This window comes from Ferruginibacter profundus (assembly GCF_054783275.1).
In genome coordinates this window covers 186577-213434 of the sequence record NZ_BAAGQW010000003.1, presented here as the reverse complement: position 1 = coordinate 213434, position 26858 = coordinate 186577, and the positions used below count along the sequence as shown (strand labels likewise).

Sequence of the window (26858 nt, the reverse complement as noted above, 5' to 3'; positions counted from 1 at the left end):
GCTTTCGGGAAAGAGGTCGTCGGTTCGACCCCGATACTCTCCACAAAGGTTCACATAAGTGAGCCTTTCTTTTTTTATGTTCTTTTCTGTTTATATTATTTAAGTGTAGTAATCTGATGTTATAAAATTCTCCGTGTCCTTCTTTATTATTTTTGTTATTTTGTTTTTACTAAAACAACTTTCTATGGCAAACAAAACAGCAATTGTAACAGGTGCCTCAGGCAATATGGGCCAGGCAGTGGTAAAAAAATTTTTAACCGAAGGGTATAATGTGGTAGGAACGATTGTTCCCAATGACCCTGCACCATTTGATATTGCAGATGATAAACTGGAAAAGGTAGTAGTAGACCTGATGAGTGAAGAAGATGCGGAAAAATTTGTGCAGAATGTAGTGGCAAAGTATGGTACAGTGGATGCGGTAGTGGCAACTGTGGGTGGCTTTGCAATGGGTACTGTTGCCAACACAAAAACATCCGACATTTATAAACAATACAAACTCAATTTTGAAACGGCTTATAATGTTGCCCGCCCTGCCTTCGTACAAATGCTGCAACAGAAAAGCGGCCGGATATTTTTAATTGGTTCCAAACCCGGATTAAGTGCAGTGAATGGTAAGGGAATGATTGCTTATGGTTTAGGCAAATCATTGATTTTTCGCCTGGCAGAATTAATGAATGCGGAAGCAAAAGGAACCGGTGTTGTTACAAGTGTGGTGGTACCCAGCACAATTGATACGCCACAAAACCGTAAAGCCATGCCTGATGCAGATACAAGTGCATGGGTAAAACCGGAAGCTATAGCAGCAGCAATTTATTTTTATTGTACTCCTGATGCGGCAGTGTTAAGAGAACCGGTGATAAAAGTTTATAATAACGGATAAGTTTCCAACAAGAGAAAAAATATTTAATTTTTATTGTTTGCCGGATTTTTATCCGGCAATTGATTTTAGCAAATATTGTATTCAACTTGTTAAAATGATTTTGCTCATATTGCTTACTGATAACAATCATTAAAAGTAGATTTATGATAACTACCTTAAAACTCAAACTTGTTGCATTTTTGTACAGTAAATAAAAATAGTTTACTGATGATAGTTGAACAAATTTATACCGGCTGTATTGCTCATGCGGCATACTACGTAGCGAGTAATGGCGAAGCTGCCATATTCGATCCCCTGAGGGAAGTGCAGCCTTATATTGACAGGGCTGCTAAAGACAATGCCGAAATTAAATATGTTTTTGAAACTCATTTTCATGCAGATTTTGTTAGCGGCCATTTAGACCTGGTAAAAAAGACGGGGGCGAAAATTGTTTTTGGCCCTACAGCAAAGCCAGCATATGATGCCATTGTTGCTGAAGATAACCAGGTATTTAAAGTAGGGGATATAAGTATTAAAGTATTGCATACACCGGGCCACACCATGGAAAGCACTACCTATTTACTGATTGATGAAAATGGAAAAGAACATGGTATTATAACCGGCGACACTTTATTTATTGGAGATGTGGGCCGGCCCGATTTGGCACAACATGTAATTGCAGAATTAACCGAAGAAAAATTAGCCGGTTACTTATTTGATTCTTTAAGAAATAAAATTATGCCGTTGAGCGACGATCTTATTGTTTATCCTAATCATGGTGCAGGTAGTGCCTGCGGTAAAATGATGAGTAAGGAAACAACAGATACGTTGGGGCACCAGAAGAAAGTGAATTATGCACTCAACCCCGCTTTAACCAAAGAAGCATTTATTAAAGTATTGCTCAACGGATTAACCACACCCCCAGTTTATTTTCCACAAAATGTGTTGCTGAATATTAAAGGATATGAAAGCCTGGATAAGGTTATGGAACGAGGAAAGCAACCCATGAGTGTAGCAGCATTTGACCTGGCAGCCGGTGAAGCTGATACGATAATTATTGATACAAGAAATGCCACTGAATTTGCCAGGGGCTTTATTCCCAATAGCATCAACATAGGTATTGATGGAAATTTTGCACAGTGGGTGGGAGAGATGATAAAAGATGTACGGCAAAAAATACTTTTAGTTACTGAGCCTGGCAGGGAAGAAGAGTGCATTATACGTTTGGCAAGAGTTGGGTATGATAATACGCTGGGGTATTTGAAAGATGGTTTTGCTGCATGGAAAAATGCCGGTAAGCAATATGAGACTATGAACAGGATTACACCTGCAGAATTTGAAAAAAAATATGCGGCAGAACAATTACTCGTATTTGACGTAAGAAAGAAAAGTGAATTTGATGCACAGCACGTGGTTAACGCTATCAACGTACCCCTTAACCAGGTTGAAAAATGTTTGGCAGCATTCCCCACCAATAAATCGTTTGTATTATACTGTGCAGGTGGTTACAGAAGTATGATAGCTGCATCAATACTTAAGCAGGTAGGGTGGAATGATTTTGCAGATGTAACCGGTGGCTTTGCCGAAATTGCGAAAACCAGTGTACCTAAAACAGCATATGTTTGTCCGACTACTTTATTATAAAGAGCAAATGATCTAAATCAAACGGCCCGGAATTTTCCGGGCCGTTTTGGTAAGGTGAGTTCAGGTGAAAATTTTTATGCCGCAAGAATTTCTTTTTCTTTTGTTTCCTGTGTTAAAGAAGTAAGTAGTGTTTTTATTTTAGCGATCAGCAAGGGCATCGCCTCTTCTATATCGCTGGTTAATGTTATGCCCTGTTGCTGCAGGCTTTCAATACTCATCACCAACAAATGTATCACCGGCATTTTGCCCATTAACTGCAATGCGCTCACCATATCTTTTAAACCAATATCGTGGGTGCTCATGGCTTTTGGAAAATCCTGTGCAAAGCGTGGCTTTATTAAACGTATAGTTCCGTTAGGGTTATTATCTAATGTGGCATCAATTAAAATAATCGTTTCATAGCCCTCAAAATATCCTAACAAATGAAAACCACCGGTACCACCATCAACCACATCAACATAGTCGGGTAAATGCTCGTGTTGCAGCCTTTCGGCAGCATGCACACCCACACCTTCATCACCCATCAGGTAATTGCCAATACCTAAAATCAGAATTTTATTTTGCTGCAACATCTTTGTCCTTTGAAGTTTTCTTTTCCGGGTTAGGTGTCTGGTGATGGTTTCTCTCAAAGGTTTCTTCTTCAATAAATTTCCAGCCACCACCCATACTGCTCATTTCGCCACGGCCTTCTACATAATCATGGTAGAACACGAGGTACACATGTATTATCACAAACAGGATAAAGAACCACATACTCCAGTGATGGATTTGCCGGGTTAAAATATCGCCGCCAAACATGGCAGGCACCCAGGCAAATAATTTAGGAAACCACCAGGTGCTCATAGCAGCATACAGTCCAAAACCGGTAAGGCATTGTACTAAAAATGCAATGAACGTAAGAAAATAAATAAATCCTGCCATGGCATTGTGGCCAATGCTCATGTGTTCTTTTCCTTTCAGCATTAAAATATCCATGCGGAAGACATACCACATCTCTTTAAAGAATTTTTTAGAGATGGGAAGAAATTGCCGCCAGCTGGCATATTTATTTCCTACGAAGCCCCAGTAGATACGAAATAAAAAATTAAAGAAAAATATATAAGCGGCTGCAAAATGAACATAACGTACCCAACCCATGGTGTAGGTATTGGTGGCATCTTTATGGCTTTGTAATGCCAGCGGATTGGCCATATAAAAACCGGTGGCTATCAACGCAAGCAGCACCAATGCATTTACCCAATGATAAATTCTTACCGGTTGTTCCCATACATACACCCTGCGAAGCCGGTGTACCCGTAAATGTTTTTGTAACATAAAAAATATTTTAGCAATTAATCTCCCAAAATGCTGATGCGGCTGATGTGTTTACCCTCTTCATCATAAATATGAACGCTGCAGGCCATGCAGGGGTCAAAGCTGTGAATGGTTCTGATAATTTCAAGTGGTTGTTTTTCATCGGCCACCGGTGTACCAATCAAGGAGGATTCATAAGCAGACATTTGCCCTTTATGATCTCTTGGCGATGCATTCCATGTGGTGGGAACTACCAATTGATAATTGGCAATCTTTTCATCTGCTATGTTTATCCAGTGTGCCAGCGCACCACGGGGTGCTTCTGTATGCCCGACACCCTTTGCAGTTTTAGGCCAGGTGGCAGGGTCAAACTTGCCCATCTCTGCCATTCGGGTATCGCCATTTTTTATATTGGCGATTAACTGATCAAAGAATTCTAATCCCCATTGTGCGGTCAATACACTTTCCAGTCCACGTGCAGCTGTTCTTCCTAAAGTAGAAAATAAGGCGTCGATAGGAACGTTAAGATCTTTCAAAGCTTTGTCTACAACTTCTTTAAAATCTTCTCTTCCTCTTGCATAACCCACAAGCATACGTGCTAAAGGACCCACTTCCATAGCATTGCCTTTCCACCTTGGTGTTTTAAGATAACTGTAATCTTTACTGGTATCTAAATTTTCAAATGGCGGTTTGGGGCCGGTATATTTTATCTTGCTTTCTCCTGCCCATGGATGCAGGCCTTTATCTTTTCCTTCTTTGTATTCGTACCAGCTATGCGTAATAAATTCCTGTACCTCTTCTTCCTTACGCAGGTCAACATCATATACTTTACTTACATCTTTATTCAGAATTGCCCCACCGGGGAATTTATATGATGCAGGATCCCTGTATCCGTTTGTTGGCAGATCGCCATACACCAGGTAGTTGCCTAAGCCGCCGCCAATTGCACCCCAGTCTTTATAAAAAGAAGCAATGGCCATTAAATCGGGGATGTATACCTGTTCAATAAATTCTTTTCCTTGTTGCAGTAGTTGACCAACATACGCTAATCGTTCTGCATTAATACCACTTACATCATCTATACTTATTGCACAGGCCATTCCGCCAACTAAATAATTCGGATGCGGATTTTTTCCACCGAATATGGCATGTATTTTTACAATTTCTTTTTGCCATTCCAATGCTTCAAGGTAATGTGCAAGGCCAATAAGATTTACTTCTGCAGGTAATTTGTAAGCAGGGTGCCCCCAATAGCCATTGGCAAAAATGCCCAGTTGCCCGCTCTCTACAAATTTCTTTACCCTGGTTTGAATATCGCTGAAATATCCCGGAGAACTTTTTGGCCATTTGGAAATGCTTTGTGCCAGCTCTGATGTTTTTTTAGGATCAGCTTTTAATGCATTCACCACATCCACCCAATCCATGGCATGTAAATGATAAAAATGAACTACGTGGTCGTGCATGTATTGTGAGCAGAACATAATATTCCGCACCAATTCTGCATTGGGAGGAATAACAATATCCAGTGCATCTTCCACACAACGTACAGAAGTTAAAGAGTGAATAGAAGTGCATACACCACAAACCCTTCCTACAAAAGCCCAGGCATCCCTGGGGTCTCTGCCTCTTAAAATTTCTTCCAGTAAACGTACCATGGTACCACTGCTGTAGGCATCTGTTATTTTACCACCTTCTATATCGGCTTCTATTCTTAAGTGACCTTCAATTCTTGTTATCGGGTCAACAACTATTCTTTTACTCATACAATTATTTTTACTTCTTTATTATTAAAAATTGCAACAAATTGTATGCTCCGGAAACCCCTTCATGGGGCAGGGGCATTAAGATTTTAATTCCTGTTCGCTTTGCTTTCCTTCTTTTTCAAGATTGAAAATAAGCTTGTGTTTACGCACATTGGTGGCAATAGCATGTGCTGCAATAGCAACACCGGTGCCAACCAGTGCCACTTTACCCAGGGTATCGGCATTGGCTTCTATACCAAATCCTGCAAAAGCAGAAGCTCTTTCATATAACCTGCCGTTATCCCAGTAATTCTCTTCGCTGCATCCGATGCAGGGATGGCCGGATTGAATCGGGTAACTGGTACCGTTATTCCACTTCATTACACCACAGGCGTTGTAAGTGGATGGTCCTTTACAGCCCACTTTATACAGGCAATAGCCTTTTTTGGCACTATCATCATCAAAGGTTTCTACAAACAGGCCGGCATCATAGAATGGCCTGCGGTAGCAAGTGTCGTGCACACGTTTGCTGTAAAAGGCTTTTGGCCTTCCCAGCCTGTCAAGCTCAGGGATTTTTCCAAATGTTACCAGGTGTACAATTACACCCGCCATTACTTCGCCAATAGGAGGACAACCGGGTACTTTAATTAATGGTACATTTCCTTTTAATAATTTATGAATAGGAGTTGCCCTTGTAGGGTTTGGCCTTGCCGATTGCACACAACCATTACTGGCGCAACTGCCCCAGGCAATAATGGCTTTAGCGCCTGCTGCGGCTTCTTCCAATATCTGCATCGATGTTTTACCACCAATCATACAATACACACCATCAGCACCTGTTGGTACACTGCCTTCCACGCAAAGAATATATTCGCCTTTATATTTTTCCATGGTGTTTTTCATTGCTGCTTCTGCCTGGAAGCCCGACGCTGCCATCAGCGTTTCCGTATAATCCAATGAAATTTTGTCTAACAGAATATCTGCTACAATGGGATGAGAAGAGCGGATAAAACTTTCGCTGCAACAGGTACATTCCTGGAAGTGTAACCAGATCACCGGTATACGTGGCTTGGTTTCCATGGCTTTTATTACCTGGCCAATGGCAGATTGCTCCAGGCCCATAAAGGCAGCCATCATTGTAACAAAACCGAGAAAGTCGCGGCGTGTATAACCTTTTCTTTCCACCTCCTGGTAATAGGTAGGTTGCGTTTTTATAGAAGCATCGTTAGTCATGAAGAATATTTTAAAAGTGAGGGAGTATCGTTAATTGGTAGTAAAGCTATTTTTCTGCTCTTCTAAATTTTATGACTTTTTTCATTTTTAAATATGACATTGGTCATCGCTGTAATTCAGGCTGCATGGTACTTTTAGTGCATTATCTAAAAATTGCAGTATGAAAAAACTTATTGTTGCTTTAGTATTTATTGTTTTGTGTATGCCTTTAATAAGCCCTGCACATCCCGGCCACGGAGAAACAGGCGGATTTACTATTACACATTATTTTACAGAGCCTGTACATGTAATTGTTTCTTTAGTGGCTTTGGCCGGCGTGATCCTTTATGCCCGTCATTTAAAAAAAAGCGAACAACGTAAATAAATCAGCTCATTATGCATGAACTCTCTATTGTAATGAGCATTGTGGATATTGCTCAACAGCAGGCTGCTGAAGCAGATGCAACAACCATCGAAGAAATTGAAATAGATATCGGTTGCCTGAGTACCATAGAAATGAATGCCTTTGAATTTGCCTGGCGGCAGGGCGTAAAGCAAACCATCTTAGAACCAACTCTTAAAAAGATCAACCGTATTAAAGGCAAAGCAACGTGTTTGGATTGCAATGCGGTTTTTGCAGTAGACAATGTATATGATGCCTGCCCGGTTTGCAAAGGGCATTTCATTAATATCACAGCAGGAAAAGAACTAAGGGTAAGATCTTTAGTGGTGGCAGAAGAATAATTATAAAAATAAACAGCTACTATATGTGTGCAACATGCGGATGCGACAGCAATGGAAATGTAACCATACACGGACCCGGCCATCAACATCAACACGATGAACAGGCTCACACTCATCACAAAAAAGTGGTGGATGTGGAGCAGGATATATTGCATGAAAATAATTTACTGGCCCAGCGAAACCGGGGTTATTTTGATGCAAAAAATATTTTAGCAGTAAACCTGGTCAGTTCTCCCGGCTCCGGTAAAACATCTTTATTGGAAAGAACATTAACCGACTGTAAAGGGCAAATGGAATTTGCGGTGATAGAAGGCGATCAGCAAACAACAAATGATGCAGATCGGATTCATGCTACCGGAACAAAAGTGGTACAGATCAACACCGGTAAAGGATGCCATTTAGATGCTCATATGGTGATGCATGCGCTGCAGGGGATGAAACCCAAAGAAAACAGTGTGTTGTTTATTGAAAACGTGGGTAACCTCGTTTGTCCGGCTATGTTCGACCTGGGAGAAAAAGAACGTGTGGTGATCATTAGTGTAACGGAAGGAGATGATAAACCATTGAAATATCCTGATATGTTTTACTCCTCTACCTTATGCATCATTAATAAAACAGACCTGTTGCCTTATGTACCTTTTGATATGGAGAAGGTAAAGGCCAATGCAAAAAAAATAAATCACCGGTTACAAATTATTGAATTGAGTTGTACCAATGGCGAAGGGTTACAACTTTGGTATGACTGGTTGAAAGCAAAAATATTGGTACCTGAAATTGTTTAATATTCTATGCACACTTATCATATCCATATAAAAGGAATAGTACAGGGCGTTGGTTTCCGGCCCTATGTATGCAGGGTGGCAGAACAATTTCATATCAACGGTTTTGTAAGCAATGCCTGCGATGGTGTACATATAGAATGCAATGCATTGCCTGAAACCGTTAAAGCATTTTATCAACAGGTCATCAGCGACCCTCCGGCCAACGCTGTAATAACAGCGCATCATCTTGAAGAAATACCGGTAAAAATATTTTGTTCATTTGCTATCAGGCAAAGTATACACGATACTAAGCCAGACCTGCTGCTGACACCTGATATTGCCTTGTGTGATAATTGCAGGCACGAATTATTAACCGCAGGTAATAAACGGTTTCAATATGCATTTACTACCTGCTTAAATTGCGGGCCACGGTATTCTATTACTACAGCATTGCCTTACGACAGGGAACATACTACCATGAGTAACCTGGTGATGTGCCCTTCATGTACTGCAGAGTATAACAATATACAAAACCGGAGGCACTACAGCCAAACCAATTCCTGTAAAGAATGTGCCGTGCCGATGCATTGGTACAGTTCATCTAAAATTTGCTTAAGTAATAATGCAGATCAAATACAGGAACTTGTTATTGAAGAATTGAAAAAAGGCCGCATCATTGCCGTTAAAGGAATTGGCGGGTACCTGTTATTATGCGATGCAGCCAACGAAACAACAGTACATTCTTTAAGAACAAGAAAACAACGTCCGGCAAAGCCTTTTGCATTGCTGTATCCCAATATTGAAATGGCAGACGGTGATGTGTGTTTACATTCATTTGAAATAAATGCCTTGCATGATAAATCTGCACCCATAGTTTTATGCAGGATGAAAGCGGTTTCTGCCAATGGTATTTGTAAAGAGATGATTGCGCCGGGGTTGGATAAAATTGGCCTGATGTTACCCTGTTCTCCATTGCTTTTATTAATTGCCACTGCTTTTGGTAAACCATTAATTGCTACAAGTGGCAACATCAGCGGTGCATCCATTATTTATAAAGATAAAGATGCGCTATTGAATTTATTTGAAGTGGCAGATTTTGTATTGACATATGAAAGAGATATTGTGGCACCACAGGATGATAGTGTGATCCGGTTTACTGACAGCGGACAAAAAATTGTATTACGCAGAAGCAGGGGCCTGGCACCGGATTATTTCCCTAATCCCTTTGCTGTTGGTGAGGGTACTCTGTTGGCCATGGGTAGTGAATTAAAAAGTGCCTTCGCCATTGCAGAGCAGAATAATTTATACATCAGTCAATACCTTGGCGACCAGGGTTCGCTGGAGGCGCAACTGTCTTACAAAAAAACATTACAGCATTTTACGTCATTAATTCAGGCAGTACCGCAACATATTCTTATTGATAAACACCCCGGATATTTTGTGTCGCAGTCGGGTAAAGAAATGGCGGATACCAAAAACATTCCCCTTACTGCAATACAGCATCATAAAGCACATTTTGGCGCTGTGCTTGCAGAAAATAATTTATTGCAAACTAATGTACCGGTAGCAGGTTTTATTTGGGATGGTACCGGGTACGGTGATGACGGGCAAATATGGGGTGGCGAAATATTTATGTATGAAGATGGTGAAATGGAACGTGTGGCACAACTCGATTATTTTCCGCAACTACTGGGCGATAAAATGAGCAAAGAACCAAGACTATCAGCATTAAGTTTATTAAAAAATCTACCCCATAAACAAGCTGTGATTGAAAAGTATTTTTCGGTTCAGGAATGGAAATATTACCAGCAACTGGTGCAGCAACATGATGCTTTATTAACCAGCAGTATGGGAAGATTTTTAGATGGTATAGCATCCATATTGGGTATTTGCCAGCTTAATACCTACGAAGGTGAAGCAGCCATGAAATTAGAAGTGCTGGCAGCAAGTTGTATGGAAAAAGTAAGTGATGACTATTACCCGGTGCTGTTGCAGAAAAGCCGTTTAGACTGGAGCTCTTTTTTAACAGCATTAATTAACGACCAGGAACAGGGGAAAGATATCGCTGCCATTGCATGGAAAGTATTTTTCTCTTTGTATAAAATGATTGAACAGGTGATCAGTTATTTTAAAATAGAGAATGTTGCATTTGGCGGCGGCGTTTTTCAAAATGCATTGCTGGTACATTTGTTAACAGAAAATATTTCTCCTGCAATAAAATTATATTTCCACAGGCAGCTTAGTCCTAACGATGAGTGCATTGGCTTTGGGCAGATAGCCTGTTTTGAAATAGAAAATACAAATGAAAAGTCAAAACTAAAAATTCCCGGAAAAAATAAAACCGCAGCAAAACAATTTCAGCTCACCGATTAAATCAACGATATGTGCTTAGCTATTCCCGGTAAAATATTATCCATCACCAACCAGCTGGATGAAACATTTCGTTTTGGAAAAGTTTCTTTTGGCGGAATAATCAAAGAAGTGAATTTATGTATGGTGCCGGATGCAAAAATTGATGATTATGTATTGGTGCATGTGGGGGTTGCCATTAGTATAGTAGATGAAGAAGAGGCACATAAAGTGTTTGGTTACCTCAGGGAAATGGGAGAGGTGGAAGAGCTGGAGCAAAACCATTTGTAAATTTAATTTATCGCCAATGAAATATTTATCAGAATACCGTGATCCGGAATTGGCGGAAGAATTTATTAAAGAAATTCACCGCATTACAACAAAACCATGGACGCTGATGGAAATTTGCGGAGGCCAGACGCATAGTTTGGTTAAGAATGGTATTTTAGACATGTTACCCGGTAATATCACCATGGTGCATGGTCCCGGTTGCCCGGTTTGTGTTACCAGCGTGAGTGTGATTGATGAAGCTGTTTACCTGGCACAACAACCCAATGTAATACTGTGTTCTTTTGGCGATATGTTACGTGTACCCGGCAGCCATAAAAATTTACTGGAAGTAAAAGCTGAGGGCGCAGATGTACGTATCTTATATTCTCCACTTGAAGCCGTTGTTGTAGCAAAAGAAAATCCGGATAAGGAAATTGTTTTTTTTGCAGTAGGTTTTGAAACTACCGCTCCTGCCAATGCATTAAGTGTGGTGCAGGCTGGCAAAATGGGCATTGATAATTACAGCATCTTAGCATCGCATGTTTTAGTACCACCTGCAATGGAAGCCATATTAAGTGATGATGAAAATAAAATTGATGCGTTTTTAGCAGCAGGTCATGTGTGTACTATCATGGGCATGGAAGAATATTATCCTGTAGCAGCAAAATATAAAACACCAATTGTTGTTACGGGCTTTGAACCTGTTGATCTGTTGCAGGGCATTTTAATGGCCATACAGCAATTGGAAAAAGGTGACTATAAGGTAGAGAATCAATATGCCCGGTATGTGCAGCGTGAAGGCAATAGAATGGCACAGGATACCATTAATGAAGTATTTACTGTAAGCGACAGGATATGGCGTGGTATTGGCCCTATAGCACAAAGCGGTTACGAAGTAAATGAGCAGTACAAAAAATTTAATGCAAGAGTAAAATTCAATATTGAGCTGCCGGTGGCAATGGAAAATAAAGAATGTATCAGCGGTGCTATTATGAAAGGATTAAAAAAACCAAAGCAATGCCCAAATTTCGGTATCAAATGCAAACCAGAACATCCTTTGGGTGCGCCAATGGTAAGTAGCGAAGGAGCCTGTGCAGCCTATTATCATTATGCCAGCGAAGGTGAATTGATCACAGCATGATTTTATATCCATTTTTGCAAAGGTGACGAGCCGTCATCAGCGTTTTAGCCGCAGCGGGAGTTTATCTGAAAAAATTATTAATTACCCATTACTCAATTATCCATTATGCATCTCGCCTGCCCCATGCCCAAGTTTGATTTTGATGTAATTACATTAGGCCATGGCAGTGGTGGATTATTAACCCATCGCCTGTTACAAAGTGGCGTGTTTAATATTTTTAAAAACGATCTGCTGAACCAGCAACACGATGGCGCCAGTTTTTATTTGGAAGGGAATATTGCATTCAGCACAGACAGTTATGTGATAGCACCGGTATTTTTTCCGGGCGGTAATATCGGCGACCTGGCTATTAACGGCACTGTAAACGATCTGGCAATGTGTGGTGCAGAAGCAAAATACTTGTCACTGGCATTTATTATTGAAGAGGGATTTACCATGCAGGAGTTTTGGAAAGTGCTGGTTAGTATTAAAGAAGCTGCCACTAAAGCCAATATAAAAATTGTAACCGGCGATACTAAAGTAGTGGAGAAAGGAAAGGGCGATAAAATTTTTATCAATACATCCGGCATTGGCGTCATTCATCCCAAAGCCAGCATTCATCACAATAATATTGAGGAGGGTGATGTAATTATTGTGAGTGGTAATATTGCTTCGCATGGCATTGCCATAATGAGCTTGCGCAAAGGGTTGGAATTTGAAACTACAATTAAGAGCGATACCATCAATCTTAATCATACAGTTCTTTCACTTATAGAAAAATTCGGCAGCGATATCAAATTTCTGCGAGACCCTACACGTGGGGGAGTTGCTTCGGTACTAAATGAAATTGCAGAATTGACCAATCTGGGTTTTTATATCGAACAAAAATTAATTCCCGTTGATGAGCAGGTGGATGGTGCCTGCGAAATGCTGGGGCTGGATCCCTTGTATGTAGCCAATGAAGGTTTATTTATTGCAGTAGTAAAAAAAGAAATAGCCAAAGATTTTTTGCAGCAATTGCAACAGGAAAATACAGGAACTAATGCCGCTATAATCGGCTCTGTTACCAGCGATCATCCAGGCAAGGTTATTTTAAAAAGCCGCATCGGGGGAACACGGGTTGTGAATTATTTAACCGGGGAGCAGTTACCCAGGATCTGTTAAATGATATGTTCATTTACAGCTTTTCCTGCAGGCATGTAGCAATAATTAAGCAGACTTGTACCCATTAAAAAATGCTGCGTTTGAAATACCCTGCAACTACCCTTTTAGATAAAATATTTTTTTTATATTAAACTAAATGTGGAAAATACTATCTTTTTTACGTAAAAATACTTTGTCATTTCGGTATATATACTATATTTGATTATAAATCAAATTCATATATGGTGGATTTAGAGCTTACCGAAATCACTATGGCAGGAGTACAACATTTGGAAGATTGGTTAACGGAGAATGGATACAGCAGCACTGTTGATATCTGGCAACCCGGAATTGCAGATATCCGTGCAGACGGAAAAGGTGAGAATATCCTGATCCAGGCCAAAACCATATTGCATCCAAATGAACAAATACCGTTAAACGGAACCGATAGATTTGCTTTGAAGGAAATGGCTGCACGGCTGGAACGCATACCTTATGTAGCTTATGTGGTAATAGATGATGAAAAGAACCTTGTTGGTGAAATTATCTGGGAAAGACTGAATTAGTAATAACACGATTTATTTAAAACCGAAGGTTGTAAAACAAATGGTCATTATGCAACCTTCGCCGGGCCTTGATTGAATGCTTACTTTACCATTGTTTACCTCTGATCTGCTTATTATATTTTTCAGGCCTACTCCGTTTCTTTTTTTAGATGTATCGAAGCCGATACCGTCATCCTGTATACAAAGACAAAGTTGTTCTTCTTTTTGCGTAATGCTGATTGTTGCATGAGTGGCGTGTGCATGTTTAATGATATTGTTTAATTGCTCCTGCACTATCCTGAAAATAGTGAGCTTTAATTTTTTATTTAAAGAACTTTCATCAAAATCAACCCAGTTGCTTTTTATATGTAGCGTATTTACAGCACGGATATTTTGTACAAGGTCATTTATTGCCTCCTGTAATCCTATTTCTTCCAGCGAAGGTGGCAGTAATGAATTAGACAGCTTTCTTATTTCAAGCATTGCTTTTTCTGTAAGCGTTTTGCTTTCCCCTATTAATTTTGCACTGAATTTTTTTTGTACCTGGGCACACTCCAGGTATAATTTTGCAGTGGCCAGTATCTGGTTGATATTATCATGCAATTCCTGTCCTATCTCAACACGTTCTTTTTCCTGTCCTGTTATTACAGCATCTGTTATCTGCTTTTGCCTTATTTTTCTTTCTTCAAGTAAACTGTTTTCCAGCTGTACTTTTTCAGTAACATTATTACCTATTGCCATTACCGCTTTTTTTTCATTATAGATAATGTCGTGAGAAGATACTTCTATAATTATCCTGGAGCCTGCTTTTGTAACATGATGCCACCGCATTGTTTTTTTTAACAGGCTGTTGTCCCTGGCCTGGCTAACCACTTCTGCAAATATGCCTTGCTCAGCTTCAGGATAAATATCCAGTATGGTCAACTGTAAAAACTCTGCTCTTTCATAACCATATAATGCAATGGCAGTATCATTTACTTCAGTAATTTTCAGGTCAGTAATATCCCAGATGATAATACTGGATGGGTTGTTATTAAAAAGATAACGGTAGCTGTCAACTGAATTTTGCAATAATACTTCAGCCATCTTATTTTCCAATATTACCGCCAGTATATTCCTTGCCCTTTCTATGGTTTTTTCTTCGTCTGCAGTGGGCGTTTTTACAGTGGTATAATAAATGGCAAAAGTGCCAATCACTTCTTTTTTTGAATTGAAGATAGGAAACGACCAGCAGGAGCGCAGGCCTTCCTGCAGGGCATAATGCTTATACGCCACCCACCTGGGGTCATTTTCAATATCGGTAACAATTACTTTTTCCTTTTTAAAGGCGGCTGTACCGCACGAGCCCGATGCAGCACCAATTGATACACCTTCAATTGCCGCACAATATTTTTCGGGTAGTGATGGCGATGCCCAGTTATACAATTTATTATCTTTTAATTTTAGTACCGAGCATATCATGCCCGTATGTATTTGCTCTATTGCTTTAAGATAATAACCTAAGTTGGCCTCCAGGTTGCTGTTGGCACGGGCATTGTTTTCTAAAAATTCTTTTTCAATTCTTTCCAGCTCTCTCAGGCGGCGGGTTTCGGAAATGTTTTTAAAAAAAATAGATATGCCTGATGTGGATGGGTAAATTGTTATTTCCAGCCAGATATTTTCGGCAGCATAATATTCTTCAAAATTTACCGGTGTTTTATTGCGGAGAGCTTTTTTATATTTGGAATAGATATTTTTTTTATTGGGGCTGTTATAAAAATGCCAGAAATTTTTTCCGATAATGGCTTCATTGGCAATGCCGGTTATTTTTTCCAGCTGGCTGTTCCAGCATTTTACGGTCCAGTTATGATCAACGGTAAAAAAGCCATCAGTAATACTATCCAGCACTTGTTGCAGGTCTTTTTCAATTTCCTTTTGTTCTGTCAGGTTATTTACAATGGTACTTGTTCTTACCTGGCCAAGTGCATTAGTGAAAAATGCAGAAAACACTGCCACGGGAAAACGCTCCCCGTTTTTTTTAATGCCCGTTGCTTCTACCCTGGCAAAGCCATTTTTTTCTCTTCGTTTTAAAGCCATTAAAAAACCCGGATCATTATGATCAATCAGGTCTTTCCTGGTAACCGTTTTAAATTCTTCGGGGCTGTACCCAAACATTTTAGTTGCCGCTTCGTTGGTTTCAAGAATGGTACCATCAGGAACAGTGAGAAAGAAAGCACTCAATGATTGCTCAATCAATACTTTATATTTATGTTCTGCTGCATTTGTTGTAAATAAACTGCTTGCAGCATCGGGATAACCAGAGTATAAATTTTTCATAATAAACACATGCCAGGTATTACCGGGCTCATTAAGTTTTAAGATTTACTATACCCTTCGCTAAAAATTTACAGTACCTTTTGGATTTAAAACAATATTGCTACTGGCAATTGTTTACTCTTTTAAAAGCAAACAATCAGTGATTTGTAAGTTATATAGATAAAAATTAGTTTTTTGTAGAAATAATTCTATCTTTATAATAACCTTATCACCCTTAAATCCTACTTGAATTGAAAAAGTTCCTGATAGTAGACGATCACGTAATTGTTCGTTCCGGAATAAAATTCCTCTTAGCAGAAATTTATCAACTTGCTGAAATACATGAAGCATCTGATGGCGATAGCGCTACTGAAAAATTAAAAGAACACCAGTTTGACCTGATTATGCTGGATATTCAGATGCCCAAGACAGATTCATTTGGTTTAATGGAGTATATACATATCAAATATCCGCAGGCAAGGGTATTGGTTTTTTCGGTTAGTGCAGAAAATACCTATGCCAGGAGGTTTATGAAGGCTGGCGCTTACGGCTTTGTTTCCAAAGAGGCACCGCTTGAAGAAATCATAAAAGCGATCAACCTGGTGCTAAACGATAGAAAATACATCAGCGAATCGCTGGCTTATAAAATTGCAGAAGATTCATTTGCCGGAAGATCTGATAATCCGTTTAATAAACTCTCCCCCCGGGAGTTTGAAATAGTATCATTATTGCTCAGCGGGCAAACAGTAAGTGATATATCCCAGTCACTCAATATTCAAACTTCTACCGTAGGTACACACAAAGCAAGATTGTTTGAAAAACTTAGTATCACCAATATACTGGAACTTAAAGAGCTGGCAACAGCATATAATTTGTAATAAATACTTCGTTCAAACATTCTTTTCTGTCCTGTGCTTTTCTTTAAAAGCATACAACGTAATACTATACACTATAGTAATAATAGAATTCTTTCTACAAGGGAATGGCAGCTCCCGCTACATGCTGTGTTTTTTTATTTGCGGTATTTTACACTTGCATATTATGGGGTTCATCCAATAGCCCTGTAACAACAATATCCTAACATAAAAACCAATTATGAGTAAGTCTGCCACTCGTAAGATCTCGATCTATTTAAAAATAGACGAGAACAGCATTGAGGAATATTTTAACCCCCACGACCCTGCCCGGTTAGACCGGCGGCAATTAAGCAATGATTTCCAGGAATATCTTACCGCATCTGTAGCCTGTGCCGGACGGCATACTGTTATTGATTATAAAGTTTTTTGCAGCGAATCAGGAGGCATGCGTTTTATGGTTGAGCCTTTGATGAGAACTATCCGCCGCCATTTTCAAATTCAGAAATTATTAAAGGAAACAGAATTTAAAAAATTCAAAAGGAAGAATTATATCCTTTTGATGTTCAGCATCCTTATTGTAATGTTTTGCCAGGGCGTTGTACCCAACTTGTTCGGGCAAGATCACAGGATACATTCCATGTTCAGTAATGCTATTGATGTTTTTAGCTGGGTAGTATTATGGAAACCGATTGAAAGACTGATCTTTTACTGGAATCCTTATTTAAAAGAAATTTTGTTATTTGATAAGATGCAGAATGGTAAAGTAAATATTATTGAAAGTGAAGAAGAACTTATTAATCATCACCTGGAGCATGTTGATGCAGCTTAATGCAACAGCACAATCTAAAAGTGGTATTGAGAATTATAATTTTCTCAGTAGTAAGGAGGCATATGTATGGATGCCATTGGTGCATCATGTAAGTAAAAAAGCTGTTTATACAGAGTTGCGTTATAATTATGAAGCTGTTGGAGCAGCATCATTATACATGGGTAAAAGCTTTACTAAAAAAAGTACAACTGCATATACGCTTACCCCGATGCTGGGTTTGGTAATGGGTAGTTATAATGGAGGTTCGCTGGCCTTAAATGCAGAACTGGAGCATAAAAAAACTTTTGCGTCGATGCAAACACAATACACAGTGAGCAGTGATGCGGTAAAAGATAATTTTTTCTTTACCTGGACAGAGATAGGGTATCAGCCTTTTAAATGGTTGTATGCAGGAGTAAGTACACAACAAACCATACAATATGGAGGTGAAGTGCAGTCGGAATATGGTATACTAACCGGGTTTGTGGTAAAAAAAATTACAGTACCGGTATATGTATTTAACCCTTTAAATAAAAGCAGGAATTTTATCATCGGGATCAATACAGAATGGTAATAAAATATTTTTCATCACACAGGCAAAAAAATAATCGCTGCCTGTACACTAATAACTATTGAATCAACCAAATCCAAATCCATAAATCCAGTTTATGAAAAAACCAATCATCACAGTCATGGCATTACTATGTGCCGTAATCTCTTTCGCCCAGGTTGGCGTTGGAACCGTTACACCTAATTCCACATTAGATGTACGGGGGTCAATGTCTACCAATTACAGGTCTTTCACCGCAAGTACTACAGCTGCTGCCACCGATAACCTTTTGGTGTTTACCGGTACCAGTGCCGCTACAGTAACATTGCCTACAGCAGTAGGTTGCGATGGCAGAAGCTACATGATAAAAAACGCAAGTACCACAGGCCCTACGCCGGCACTAACCATTGCCACAACATCAGCACAAACTATTGATGGTGCCGGTTCATGGTCGCTGACTTCAGCCAATGAAACCATAACATTAATAAGTAACGGTGCCAACTGGCATGTTACAGCACAAAGTTTACCCGGTGGTTCGGGCACCAACTGGACACAGAATGGTAACTCAGTGCCGTCTTTAAAATCAATTGGTACTATCAGTAACTATTCGCTGCCGTTCATTACCAACAATACTGAAAAAATGCGTCTTACCAATACCGGTAGTTTGGGCGTGGGCACCTCAACTTTTAATGCAACCAATCCTGAAAAATTATTGGTAGATGCAGGAACTACTACCTCGGTAAATGCTATTGTGGGAAAAGGATCTATAGACAGTTACTTACAGCTGAATATTCAAAATAATTCTGCAGGTGCTAATGCATCATCAGATGTGGTGGCCACAGCTAACAATGGCGATGAAACCACCAACTTTGTTGATATGGGTATCAATGGTGGCAGTAACACCAGTGGTGTTATGGGCGCAGCCAATGATGCATACCTGTATAATATTGGTCAGAACATGTTGATAGGCACAGGAACAGCATCAAAATCATTGGCATTTTTAACAGGAGGTACCTCTCAATCTGCTAATGAAAGAATGCGTATTGACGGAACAGGTAAAGTGGGGATTGGTACCAACGCCATTCCTAAAGCAGCCATCGGTGCAGCAAAATTTGCCATCGAAGGTACCGGCTCATCCCTAAATGGCCCGCATTTACAATTCACTACTTCTGCAGATAACTATCCGTTATCGCAATATTTACATTGGTCACATGATGCCGTGTATCATACTTATGATGCTTATTTTGATGGTGCCTGGAAAAGCTCCACCACAACAGGTGGTAACTTTGTGGAAGGTAAAGAAAATGGAAGGTATTACTGGCAATATGCCAACACCAACACACAGGGTGGCGCTATTACCTGGAACAATGGTATTGCGTTAACCAATACCGGTACTGTGGGTATTGGTACAGCTACTTTCAATGCTACGAATCCGGAAAAATTAGTAGTTGATGCAGGTACCACCACTTCTGTAAATGCTATTGTAGGTAAAGGAAGTATCAACAACTACCTGCAACTGAATATTCAAAACCAATCAGCCGGTACCGCTTCTTCATCTGATGTTGTGGCTACTGCAAACAATGGTGACGAAACCACTAACTATATCGATATGGGTATTAATGGTAGTGGCAATACCAGTGGTGTGATGGGAAATGCCAATGATGGTTATTTATACAATGTAGGGCAAAACCTTTTGATGGGAACTGCAACAGCATCTAAATCGCTGGTGTTTATGACAGGTGGTACAAATCAATCCGCTAATGAAAGAATGCGTATTGATGGTAATGGAAACGTGGGTATCGGCAATACCAGCCCGGCTTATAAATTGCAGGTAACTGCAACAAGCAATCCATTGTATTTAGGCGGTGTGCAAACCGGCGCAGGTACAGATAGTGTGGTAACCATCAACAACGGTGTTATCAGAAAAATAAGTGCGGCCACTGCAGCAGCTAATTCATGGTCATTAACCGGTAATGCGTCTACAACACCCGGTACAAATTTTATCGGAACAACAGATGCACAGGCAGTAGTAATAAAAGAAAATGGAACACAGGTAGGTAAATTTGATGCCAACTCTATCGCTTTTGGTAACGGAGCAACAATTAATAACGCTGCTAACTCGTATGCATTGGGTACATCAGCTAATGTAGGCTTTAATAAAAACCATGCCTATGCTATTGGCAGCAGTGCAACTGTAAGTGCTGATAGTTCATTTGCAATTGGTGTTGGTGCAGCCACTAACGGAAGTAATTCTGTTGCAATGGGTAATGGTGCTACAGCAAATAATACTAATGCCGTAGCCATCGGAAAAAGTGCAGTAACTGCTTTTAGCATCAGCGATGCGGTTGCAATAGGTACTAATGCCACTGCAAATAGTTCTAACTCTATTGCAATTGGCAGTAACAGCACCCTGGCTAATAAAACTTCTACCAATGCTGCCAATGCAATTGCAATTGGTACCACTGCAGTTTCCAATAGTGCAAGCTCCATCGCAATGGGCACCGGGGCTACTACTGCTTTTAGTATAACCCCTGCCGTTGCTATAGGAAATGGTGCTGTAGTTAATGGTAACAGCGGTGTTGCTATAGGGAATGGCGCTTCGGTAGGAACTATTTCGAATGCAACTGCATTGGGCACAGGTGCTTCAGTATCCGGTACCGGAACAAACTCTACAGCAGTTGGTTACAATGCTTCTGCAACATTAGCAAATGAAGTGATCATTGGCGACCGTAGTAACAGCAGTTTGTCTGTAGGTATTGGTACAGAAACTTTTTCGGGCACTAACCGTGAAAAATTATTGGTAGATGCAGGAACAACCACTTCAGTAAATGCTATTGTGGGTAAAGGCTCAATTGATAGTTACCTGCAGTTAAATATTCAGAATAACTCAACCGGTACCAGTGCCTCATCAGATGTGGTGGCTACAGCCAATAACGGTAATGAAACCAGTAACTATATTGATATGGGGATTAATGGCGGTAACTATAGTGGAGGTGTAATGGGCGCTGCTAATGACGGTTACCTGTACACTATGGGAAATAACTTTTTAATCGGAACGGCTAATGCTGCTAAGTCGGTGGTATTTATGACAGGTGGTACAGCCCAGGCTGTTAACGAAAGAATGCGCATTGACGGCAGTGGAAATGTAGGTATTGGTACTAATGCGCCTACATCAACTTTACAGGTTAATGGCAGCCAGGCTTTAGCTATTACTACTAAAACAACTAACTACACGGCAACTGCAGGCGACTATACAATTGTATGTAACAACACTGGTGCAATTACAATCACCCTTCCTGCAGCAGCAGGCTGTTCGGGCAGGGTATACGTAATTAAGAAAATATCAGCAGCCCTGAATAACGTAACAGTAGATGGAAATGCTTCAGAAACAATTGATGGCGCTACCACCCGTGTATTAACAACGCAATATGAAAGTGTAATGATACAATCTAATGGCACCAGCTGGTATATCCTGGCCAATAACTAATATAGTATTTTATTAATTGACAATTTTTAGTACATAAAATAAATACTATGAAAAAAATTATAAGAACAGTTGCAACTTTTGCTTTACTGTTTGTTATCAACAGCTGCATAACAGCACAGGTAACAGTACAGAACAATGGTATTTTGAGCGTTCCTGCATCAGGTATATTCTATATCAACGGGCCTTTGATAAATGCAGCAGGAGCAACGCTTACCAACAACGGCAGTATGTATGTAAAACAGGATATTACCAATAACCAGGTAGGTATGTCTGCCGGAACAGGAACCTTATATCTAAATGGCAGCAGCATGCAATCTATAATAGGGTCGCAAATGTTTAAAACCTATAACCTGGTTACCAATAATAATGCAGGCATTACCATTAACAATAACCTAAGTGTGAGTGGTGTGCATACCTATACGGCCGGTTTAATTACCACATCGGCTACACCTAACTATATGGTGTACGAAGCAGGTTCGTCTTATACCGGTGATGGTGATACGAAACATGTAGATGGCTGGGTGAAAAAATTCGGCAGTACCGATTTTGTTTTCCCTGTAGGTAATGCTACCTATGAGCGTACTATTGCTTTAACCAACCTTACCGCAAGCAGCGAATTTAATGTCAGGCATTTTGATAATCCTACTCCCAACCGCACCAATCTCTTTTCTCCCATTGTATTGATTGATACCAATGAATACTGGAAGATCAATAGAATAAGTGGTGCTAATGCCAAAGTGGTAATGAACTGGGATAATGCTAAAATACCCGTACCGCAGGTATTGATCACCGGTATAAGAGCAGGATATTACAATGGCTCCTTCTGGACAAATATCGGGGGTACTGGTGTAGGAGCTGTGGCCACCACGGGCACAGTTACCTCCAACAGCGTAGCTGCATTCAATAACAATTTTACCATTGCCAGTACCAGCTGGGTACTGCCTCTGGATATTATCAGTTTTACAGGCGTGCGTAATGGTAATTACAACCGCCTTAACTGGACCATCGGTAACGAAGTAAACGTATTGCATTACGAATTGCAACGCAGTAATGATGCGGTTAACTTTACTACCATCAATATTCAGCAGGCTAAAAATAACAGCAGTACGGAACAATATACCTATGATGATGTAGCTGCTATGCAGGGTAAAGTATACTATCGCTTAAAATGTATTGATGATAACGGTCAGGTAAAATATTCGGGAATTGTAATTATTACAACAACGCAGGATGGCCGCAAAGATTTTTATGTGTTGAAAAACCCGGTAAGCGACAGGATAGATATTTATGCAGGAGATGTGGTTAAAGGCACCTATAATTATACTATTACAAACACTGCGGGCCAGGTGGTACAAACCGGAACACTGGATATCAGGAACCAGGGTGTGTACACCATCAATTTGCAGGCGTACATTTCCAAAGGTATGTATATGCTGGTGGTGCGTAATGCCGAAAATGTTTTACAAAAAAGTATATTGAAAGAGTAACAGGGCATTATAATGATGCACTGTGGTTTTTGGTTATAATGGATATATGCAAACGGCGGGGATTTTATAATCCCTGCTTTTTTATTGGCTCAATCTCAATGCCGGGTTGACAACCCTTTCCTATTTGATTTAAAAAATATACCTTCATAAAAAATAATATTATGGAATTACAAGCACAATTTGAAAAAGCCGCAGCCGATAGTAAAAACCTTTCTGCAAAGCCGGATAACGAAACTTTACTGCAATTGTATTCGCTGTACAAACAAGGTACCGAAGGTGATGTAAATACAGAAGCCCCCTCTAACCCATTCGATTTTGTGGGCAAAGCCAAATACGAAGCCTGGTCTTCATTAAAAGGAAAGACAAAGGAAACAGCGATGGCAGAGTATGTGGCGCTGGTGGAAAAATTGAAAGGGTAACGGATTGCCAAAGCAGCCGCTAAATCGTAATAAAAAAGGTCTGCGTATAAAAAATTTGAGTTCTGTATTTTTAGTAATACAGTTCTTTGAGTTAACTACTATCCATTTGGGATGGAACAACCGGGTAGGAAGTTTGCGCAGGGAAGTAGCTACAGGTATGGGGTTAATGAGCAAGAGAAGTCGCCAGAAGTTGCAGAGAACTTAATGACAGCGAGATTTTGGGAATATGATAGCAGAATTGGGAAAAGATGAAATTTGGCCCCCAAACCCAATATTTCAATAAGTCCTTATAGTGCTTTTAACAGCAATCCCATATTGCTCAATGACGTAGATGGAGACAAGGCTGACGTTGGCACAAATTCAAAGGGTATCAGAAAAAATATTAAGAAATCAGCAAATAAATTAGTTGATGATTTAAAAAAGAAGACAGGATTAAATCTGGAACTTGTAGATGAGCATTTACTTAATCATGCCGTTATTATTGATGAAGGAGTCAGTTTAACTGCAAAAAAAAATTTACTGATATAATTGCTGATGAAACCCGAGTTATAAAAATGGATTTTCAAACGATAAAAGTTTTGTGCGTCGACCCCGATAATTCTTTACAAATATTTTTAAATCCCAAAGAGCTCGACTATGGAATTAAAAATACTAGCTCAGACTTAAATACTACAACAAATGGCTATGCCCTAACATTTTTTTATGAGATATTTCATACCCCATTTCATAATAATTTTCCTCATGACAATAAAGGACACAAAATGCCACTTGACGGACCGGTTATTTTTGAAAACATCATTCGCAAGGAGTTAAGTAAAGCAACAAATACTAATTTGGAACAGAGAATGTTCTACAATTTTATTCATCATGGCGATGGGAAACCTGGTTTTATTGCTTTTACACCAGAAGCAAAAATTATTTATGATAAATTAATAGAACAATGGATTATATTTTCCAATTTAAGATTGGGTGATAAGGAAGGCGAAAAAAAAAATTAAAAATCATTCAATCAATACCATTTCCAACAAGTGGGATTAGTAAAATAATGAAATTCTAAATACAGATATTAAAAATGAAACACAAATATGTTTTTATAAGTTTGATCTTAAGTATGTTTATTGACAATTCTTTTGGCCAACTGAGAGACAAATACAGTAAAACCGATAACGTATGTTATGCATTTCATAATGAATCTAAAACCTGGAATTTTTATTTTGATACAACAATCAAGAAATTTAACATAGTATTCGTTTATGACAAGGGTGATATAAGCCTTAAGATTGATACACTAAAATTTAGTGGATATTATGTATTTTTGGACACAAATAGAATTAACCTAAAACTAATAACAAAAGTAAGAGGTTCACAAAGAGCAGAATATTCAATAATATCTGACTCTCTTTATTTGAAAGGAAAGTCTCGCAATGTTTATCCCTCCATTTTGAAAATGACAACTAACTGAAAAGCGAAACTTTAAAATTTTTACTCTACTGCTTTGTTATTGAATAGCATCGACTTCACCAACATTGCCGGTAGCGGTACATAGTTATTGGTGGCCAAGCTCCGCCGGCTTGAGTAAACAGTCAATTCTAACCACAAAAGTATACCTTTTTGTCGCTGATATTTGTGGGTCGGGTAAGCCAGCACGTAATCATACTAACGACAGTAGAGGCAAAGTTAAAAGTGGGAGTCTTTTTGTATATTTAAACTCAGAACTTCTTTGATTTTCGTGCGCCCCATTCGGGATGAACCAGCCGGGCAGGAATTACTCCTCTGGAAGTGGGTACAGGTATGGGTTTAATGGAAATGAATATGATTATGGGTATAGAATTTATAATCCAAGAATTGGAAAATTTCTGAGTGTAGATCCCTTGACACATTCATTTCCATGGTATACTCGTTTTTAATTTGCGGGAAACATGCCGGTTGCTGCTATCGATCTAGATGGAGAAGAGCAAAAAGCTGTTATACATTATAAAGACCAGAAAAAAATTACATATAAAATAGAGATTAGGACAAAGAAACTGACGAAAGAAATAGTAGATCAAAATGTACATCAGGTTATTAAAGGAAACCAAGTAGGAGGTAAAATCGCTCAGGGATATGTTTTAGTGTTTGAAGTGTATAGAGAAGGAACAAAATCCATTCAAATGAATGTAGTGCAAAACTCGCCAACATTGGGTTTGAATCCGCAGGAAAAAGCAATATTCCAATCAAGCAACAAAATATATGAGAATGGCAAAAAAAATTCCATCTATTCTTATCCTGATAATAATTCTGTACAATAGGCGTCTGATGCAGTACCAGGAAGTGATTTTTATGAGGCCCGTAAAACCTTTCCTACTGTAATTAAGGGAGCGACTGTATTTAGTGCTGATGGTTTCAAAAGTGTTCCTTGGATGCATTATAGTATGGATAAAAATGACAAAATTATAGATCAATCAGACCAATTTGAAGAAAGATTGACTGCGATAAAAGCAGATGAAAGTGTTACTTCTATCTCTATCGATATAAGTCTATATGGAAAAGGGAAAGTAACAGAGGTGATTGTTGAAAATGTTAAGAGAGAATATAGAAAATTTGCTACTCAAAAATCTGGCTTAAGTAAAGATAAGATTACTGTGAATGGTACGATAACACAAATTACCGATACAAATTCTTCGAACAACTCATTTAATAAAAGTAGTGTAACTGTTACAAAAAATTAAATAATATTATTTATGAAAACTTACAAACTAATAAGTCTAATTCTAATATTGCTTTTAAAGCTTAATTCGGCAAAGTGCCAAAAATGGCCACTTCCAATTAATTTTTCTGACTATAACAGAATAATTATTCTTTCTGATAGTGTAAACATTAACGATACAATTATCTATAATCACACTGAAAACACCTATTTCAGATTCGTTTTTTTTGATACACGAGGGAAATGTTATTGTGAAGTTTACAAAAATAACAAATTATATGACAAAGGTTACTACGAAAGTTCTTTGGACACATTAAAGCAATATTTTAGTTCACCTAAAGGGCATGGGTTAAGAGGAAAACTTACAGTTAGTCAGTATTTTGAACCTGTGAAAAATGGGTTATGGACAGAACACTATAAAGGGATTAGACGAAAAACATATTATGTCAAAGGGCAAGGCTATTCAAGTCAATCAAGGGCTGAAGATTGATTTCTGTAACACCATTGGTATCAAGACCTTTCGTATGTTACGGTAAAGTAATGGAGCAGCAAACGGCAGAGGGTCAAATTATCTGGTTTTTAAAAAA

Annotated in this window: 26 protein-coding genes; 21 read left to right on the top strand and 5 right to left on the bottom strand. The window is 39.1% G+C overall.

The features are described from left to right. Positions 1-184 precede the first annotated feature (184 nt). Positions 185-880, top strand: coding sequence for a Rossmann-fold NAD(P)-binding domain-containing protein (locus ACYVM0_RS20760; RefSeq protein ID WP_460560277.1), 696 nt, complete (start codon positions 185-187; stop codon positions 878-880). 207 nt (positions 881-1087) lie between these two features. Next, on the top strand, positions 1088-2503 hold the full coding sequence (locus ACYVM0_RS20755) for an MBL fold metallo-hydrolase (protein WP_460560275.1): 1416 nt from the start codon (positions 1088-1090) through the stop codon (positions 2501-2503). A 74-nt stretch (positions 2504-2577) separates the two neighbouring features. On the opposite strand, the gene ACYVM0_RS20750 is transcribed toward ACYVM0_RS20755, so the two are convergent. The 4 genes from ACYVM0_RS20750 to ACYVM0_RS20735 form a co-directional block, all read right to left on the bottom strand. Beyond that, a complete protein-coding gene (locus ACYVM0_RS20750; RefSeq protein WP_460560273.1) occupies positions 2578-3075 on the bottom strand; it encodes a hydrogenase maturation protease in 498 nt (165 codons plus the stop codon). Next, positions 3059-3817 (bottom strand): Ni/Fe-hydrogenase, b-type cytochrome subunit, encoded by a 759-nt coding sequence (gene cybH / locus ACYVM0_RS20745; RefSeq protein WP_460560271.1) that lies wholly within the window; start codon positions 3815-3817, stop codon positions 3059-3061. Before cybH ends, ACYVM0_RS20750 begins: the two co-directional genes overlap by 17 nt. A 17-nt stretch (positions 3818-3834) precedes the next feature. Then, positions 3835-5559, bottom strand: a complete 1725-nt coding sequence (locus tag ACYVM0_RS20740; protein WP_460560269.1) for a nickel-dependent hydrogenase large subunit — start codon at positions 5557-5559, stop codon at positions 3835-3837. Positions 5560-5637: 78 nt separating this feature from the next. Next, positions 5638-6771 (bottom strand): hydrogenase small subunit, encoded by a 1134-nt coding sequence (locus ACYVM0_RS20735; protein ID WP_460560267.1) that lies wholly within the window; start codon positions 6769-6771, stop codon positions 5638-5640. A gap of 160 nt (positions 6772-6931) precedes the next feature. Between ACYVM0_RS20735 and ACYVM0_RS20730 the strand changes: the two genes are divergently transcribed. The 8 genes from ACYVM0_RS20730 to ACYVM0_RS20695 all read left to right on the top strand — a co-directional run bounded on the left by ACYVM0_RS20730 (position 6932) and on the right by ACYVM0_RS20695 (position 13703). Beyond that, positions 6932-7135, top strand: coding sequence for a hypothetical protein (locus tag ACYVM0_RS20730; protein WP_460560265.1), 204 nt, complete (start codon positions 6932-6934; stop codon positions 7133-7135). A gap of 11 nt (positions 7136-7146) precedes the next feature. Then, positions 7147-7494, top strand: coding sequence for a hydrogenase maturation nickel metallochaperone HypA/HybF (locus ACYVM0_RS20725; protein WP_460560263.1), 348 nt, complete (start codon positions 7147-7149; stop codon positions 7492-7494). Between the two features lie 23 nt (positions 7495-7517). Continuing rightward, the gene (gene hypB / locus ACYVM0_RS20720; RefSeq protein ID WP_460560261.1) at positions 7518-8276 is read left to right on the top strand and encodes a P-loop NTPase family protein; all 759 of its coding nucleotides are present in this window, start codon (positions 7518-7520) and stop codon (positions 8274-8276) included. 6 nt (positions 8277-8282) lie between these two features. Next, positions 8283-10628, top strand: coding sequence for a carbamoyltransferase HypF (gene hypF / locus ACYVM0_RS20715; protein WP_460560259.1), 2346 nt, complete (start codon positions 8283-8285; stop codon positions 10626-10628). A 9-nt stretch (positions 10629-10637) separates the two neighbouring features. Then, a complete protein-coding gene (locus ACYVM0_RS20710; protein WP_460560257.1) occupies positions 10638-10895 on the top strand; it encodes a HypC/HybG/HupF family hydrogenase formation chaperone in 258 nt (85 codons plus the stop codon). Positions 10896-10911: 16 nt separating this feature from the next. After that, positions 10912-12015 (top strand): HypD family hydrogenase formation protein, encoded by a 1104-nt coding sequence (gene hypD, locus ACYVM0_RS20705; protein ID WP_460560255.1) that lies wholly within the window; start codon positions 10912-10914, stop codon positions 12013-12015. A 105-nt stretch (positions 12016-12120) separates the two neighbouring features. Further along, on the top strand, positions 12121-13158 hold the full coding sequence (gene hypE, locus ACYVM0_RS20700) for a hydrogenase expression/formation protein HypE (RefSeq protein ID WP_460560253.1): 1038 nt from the start codon (positions 12121-12123) through the stop codon (positions 13156-13158). 221 nt (positions 13159-13379) lie between these two features. After that, on the top strand, positions 13380-13703 hold the full coding sequence (locus ACYVM0_RS20695; RefSeq protein WP_460560251.1) for a hypothetical protein: 324 nt from the start codon (positions 13380-13382) through the stop codon (positions 13701-13703). Positions 13704-13715: 12 nt separating this feature from the next. Here ACYVM0_RS20695 and ACYVM0_RS20690 read toward each other — a convergent pair whose 3' ends face one another. Continuing rightward, on the bottom strand, positions 13716-15998 hold the full coding sequence (locus ACYVM0_RS20690) for a sensor histidine kinase (RefSeq protein ID WP_460560249.1): 2283 nt from the start codon (positions 15996-15998) through the stop codon (positions 13716-13718). 230 nt (positions 15999-16228) lie between these two features. Here ACYVM0_RS20690 and ACYVM0_RS20685 point away from each other — a divergent pair, with 230 nt between their 5' ends. The 11 genes from ACYVM0_RS20685 (at position 16229) to ACYVM0_RS20635 (ending at position 26761) form a co-directional block, all read left to right on the top strand. Then, entirely contained in the window at positions 16229-16855 is a 627-nt protein-coding gene (locus ACYVM0_RS20685; RefSeq protein ID WP_430987454.1) for a response regulator, read from the top strand. Positions 16856-17072: 217 nt separating this feature from the next. Further along, positions 17073-17663, top strand: coding sequence for a hypothetical protein (locus ACYVM0_RS20680; RefSeq protein WP_460560247.1), 591 nt, complete (start codon positions 17073-17075; stop codon positions 17661-17663). Beyond that, complete coding sequence (locus tag ACYVM0_RS20675; protein ID WP_460560245.1) at positions 17614-18216, top strand: hypothetical protein; 603 nt, start codon at positions 17614-17616, stop codon at positions 18214-18216. Before ACYVM0_RS20680 ends, ACYVM0_RS20675 begins: the two co-directional genes overlap by 50 nt. 94 nt (positions 18217-18310) lie before the next feature. Continuing rightward, positions 18311-21679: a beta strand repeat-containing protein gene (locus ACYVM0_RS20670; RefSeq protein ID WP_460560243.1), complete on the top strand. Its 3369-nt coding sequence runs from the start codon at positions 18311-18313 to the stop codon at positions 21677-21679. A 47-nt stretch (positions 21680-21726) separates the two neighbouring features. Next, entirely contained in the window at positions 21727-23166 is a 1440-nt protein-coding gene (locus ACYVM0_RS20665) for a T9SS type A sorting domain-containing protein (RefSeq protein ID WP_460560241.1), read from the top strand. 161 nt (positions 23167-23327) lie between these two features. After that, on the top strand, positions 23328-23585 hold the full coding sequence (locus ACYVM0_RS20660; RefSeq protein ID WP_460560239.1) for an acyl-CoA-binding protein: 258 nt from the start codon (positions 23328-23330) through the stop codon (positions 23583-23585). A 255-nt stretch (positions 23586-23840) separates the two neighbouring features. Then, positions 23841-24113, top strand: coding sequence for a hypothetical protein (locus tag ACYVM0_RS20655; RefSeq protein ID WP_460560237.1), 273 nt, complete (start codon positions 23841-23843; stop codon positions 24111-24113). Between the two features lie 26 nt (positions 24114-24139). Next, entirely contained in the window at positions 24140-24583 is a 444-nt protein-coding gene (locus ACYVM0_RS20650) for a hypothetical protein (RefSeq protein ID WP_460560235.1), read from the top strand. Positions 24584-25504: 921 nt separating this feature from the next. Continuing rightward, positions 25505-25873: a hypothetical protein gene (locus ACYVM0_RS20645; RefSeq protein WP_460560233.1), complete on the top strand. Its 369-nt coding sequence runs from the start codon at positions 25505-25507 to the stop codon at positions 25871-25873. 123 nt (positions 25874-25996) lie between these two features. Continuing rightward, positions 25997-26293 (top strand): hypothetical protein, encoded by a 297-nt coding sequence (locus ACYVM0_RS20640; RefSeq protein ID WP_460560231.1) that lies wholly within the window; start codon positions 25997-25999, stop codon positions 26291-26293. A 12-nt stretch (positions 26294-26305) separates the two neighbouring features. Further along, positions 26306-26761 (top strand): hypothetical protein, encoded by a 456-nt coding sequence (locus tag ACYVM0_RS20635; protein WP_460560229.1) that lies wholly within the window; start codon positions 26306-26308, stop codon positions 26759-26761. Positions 26762-26858: the final 97 nt, after the last annotated feature.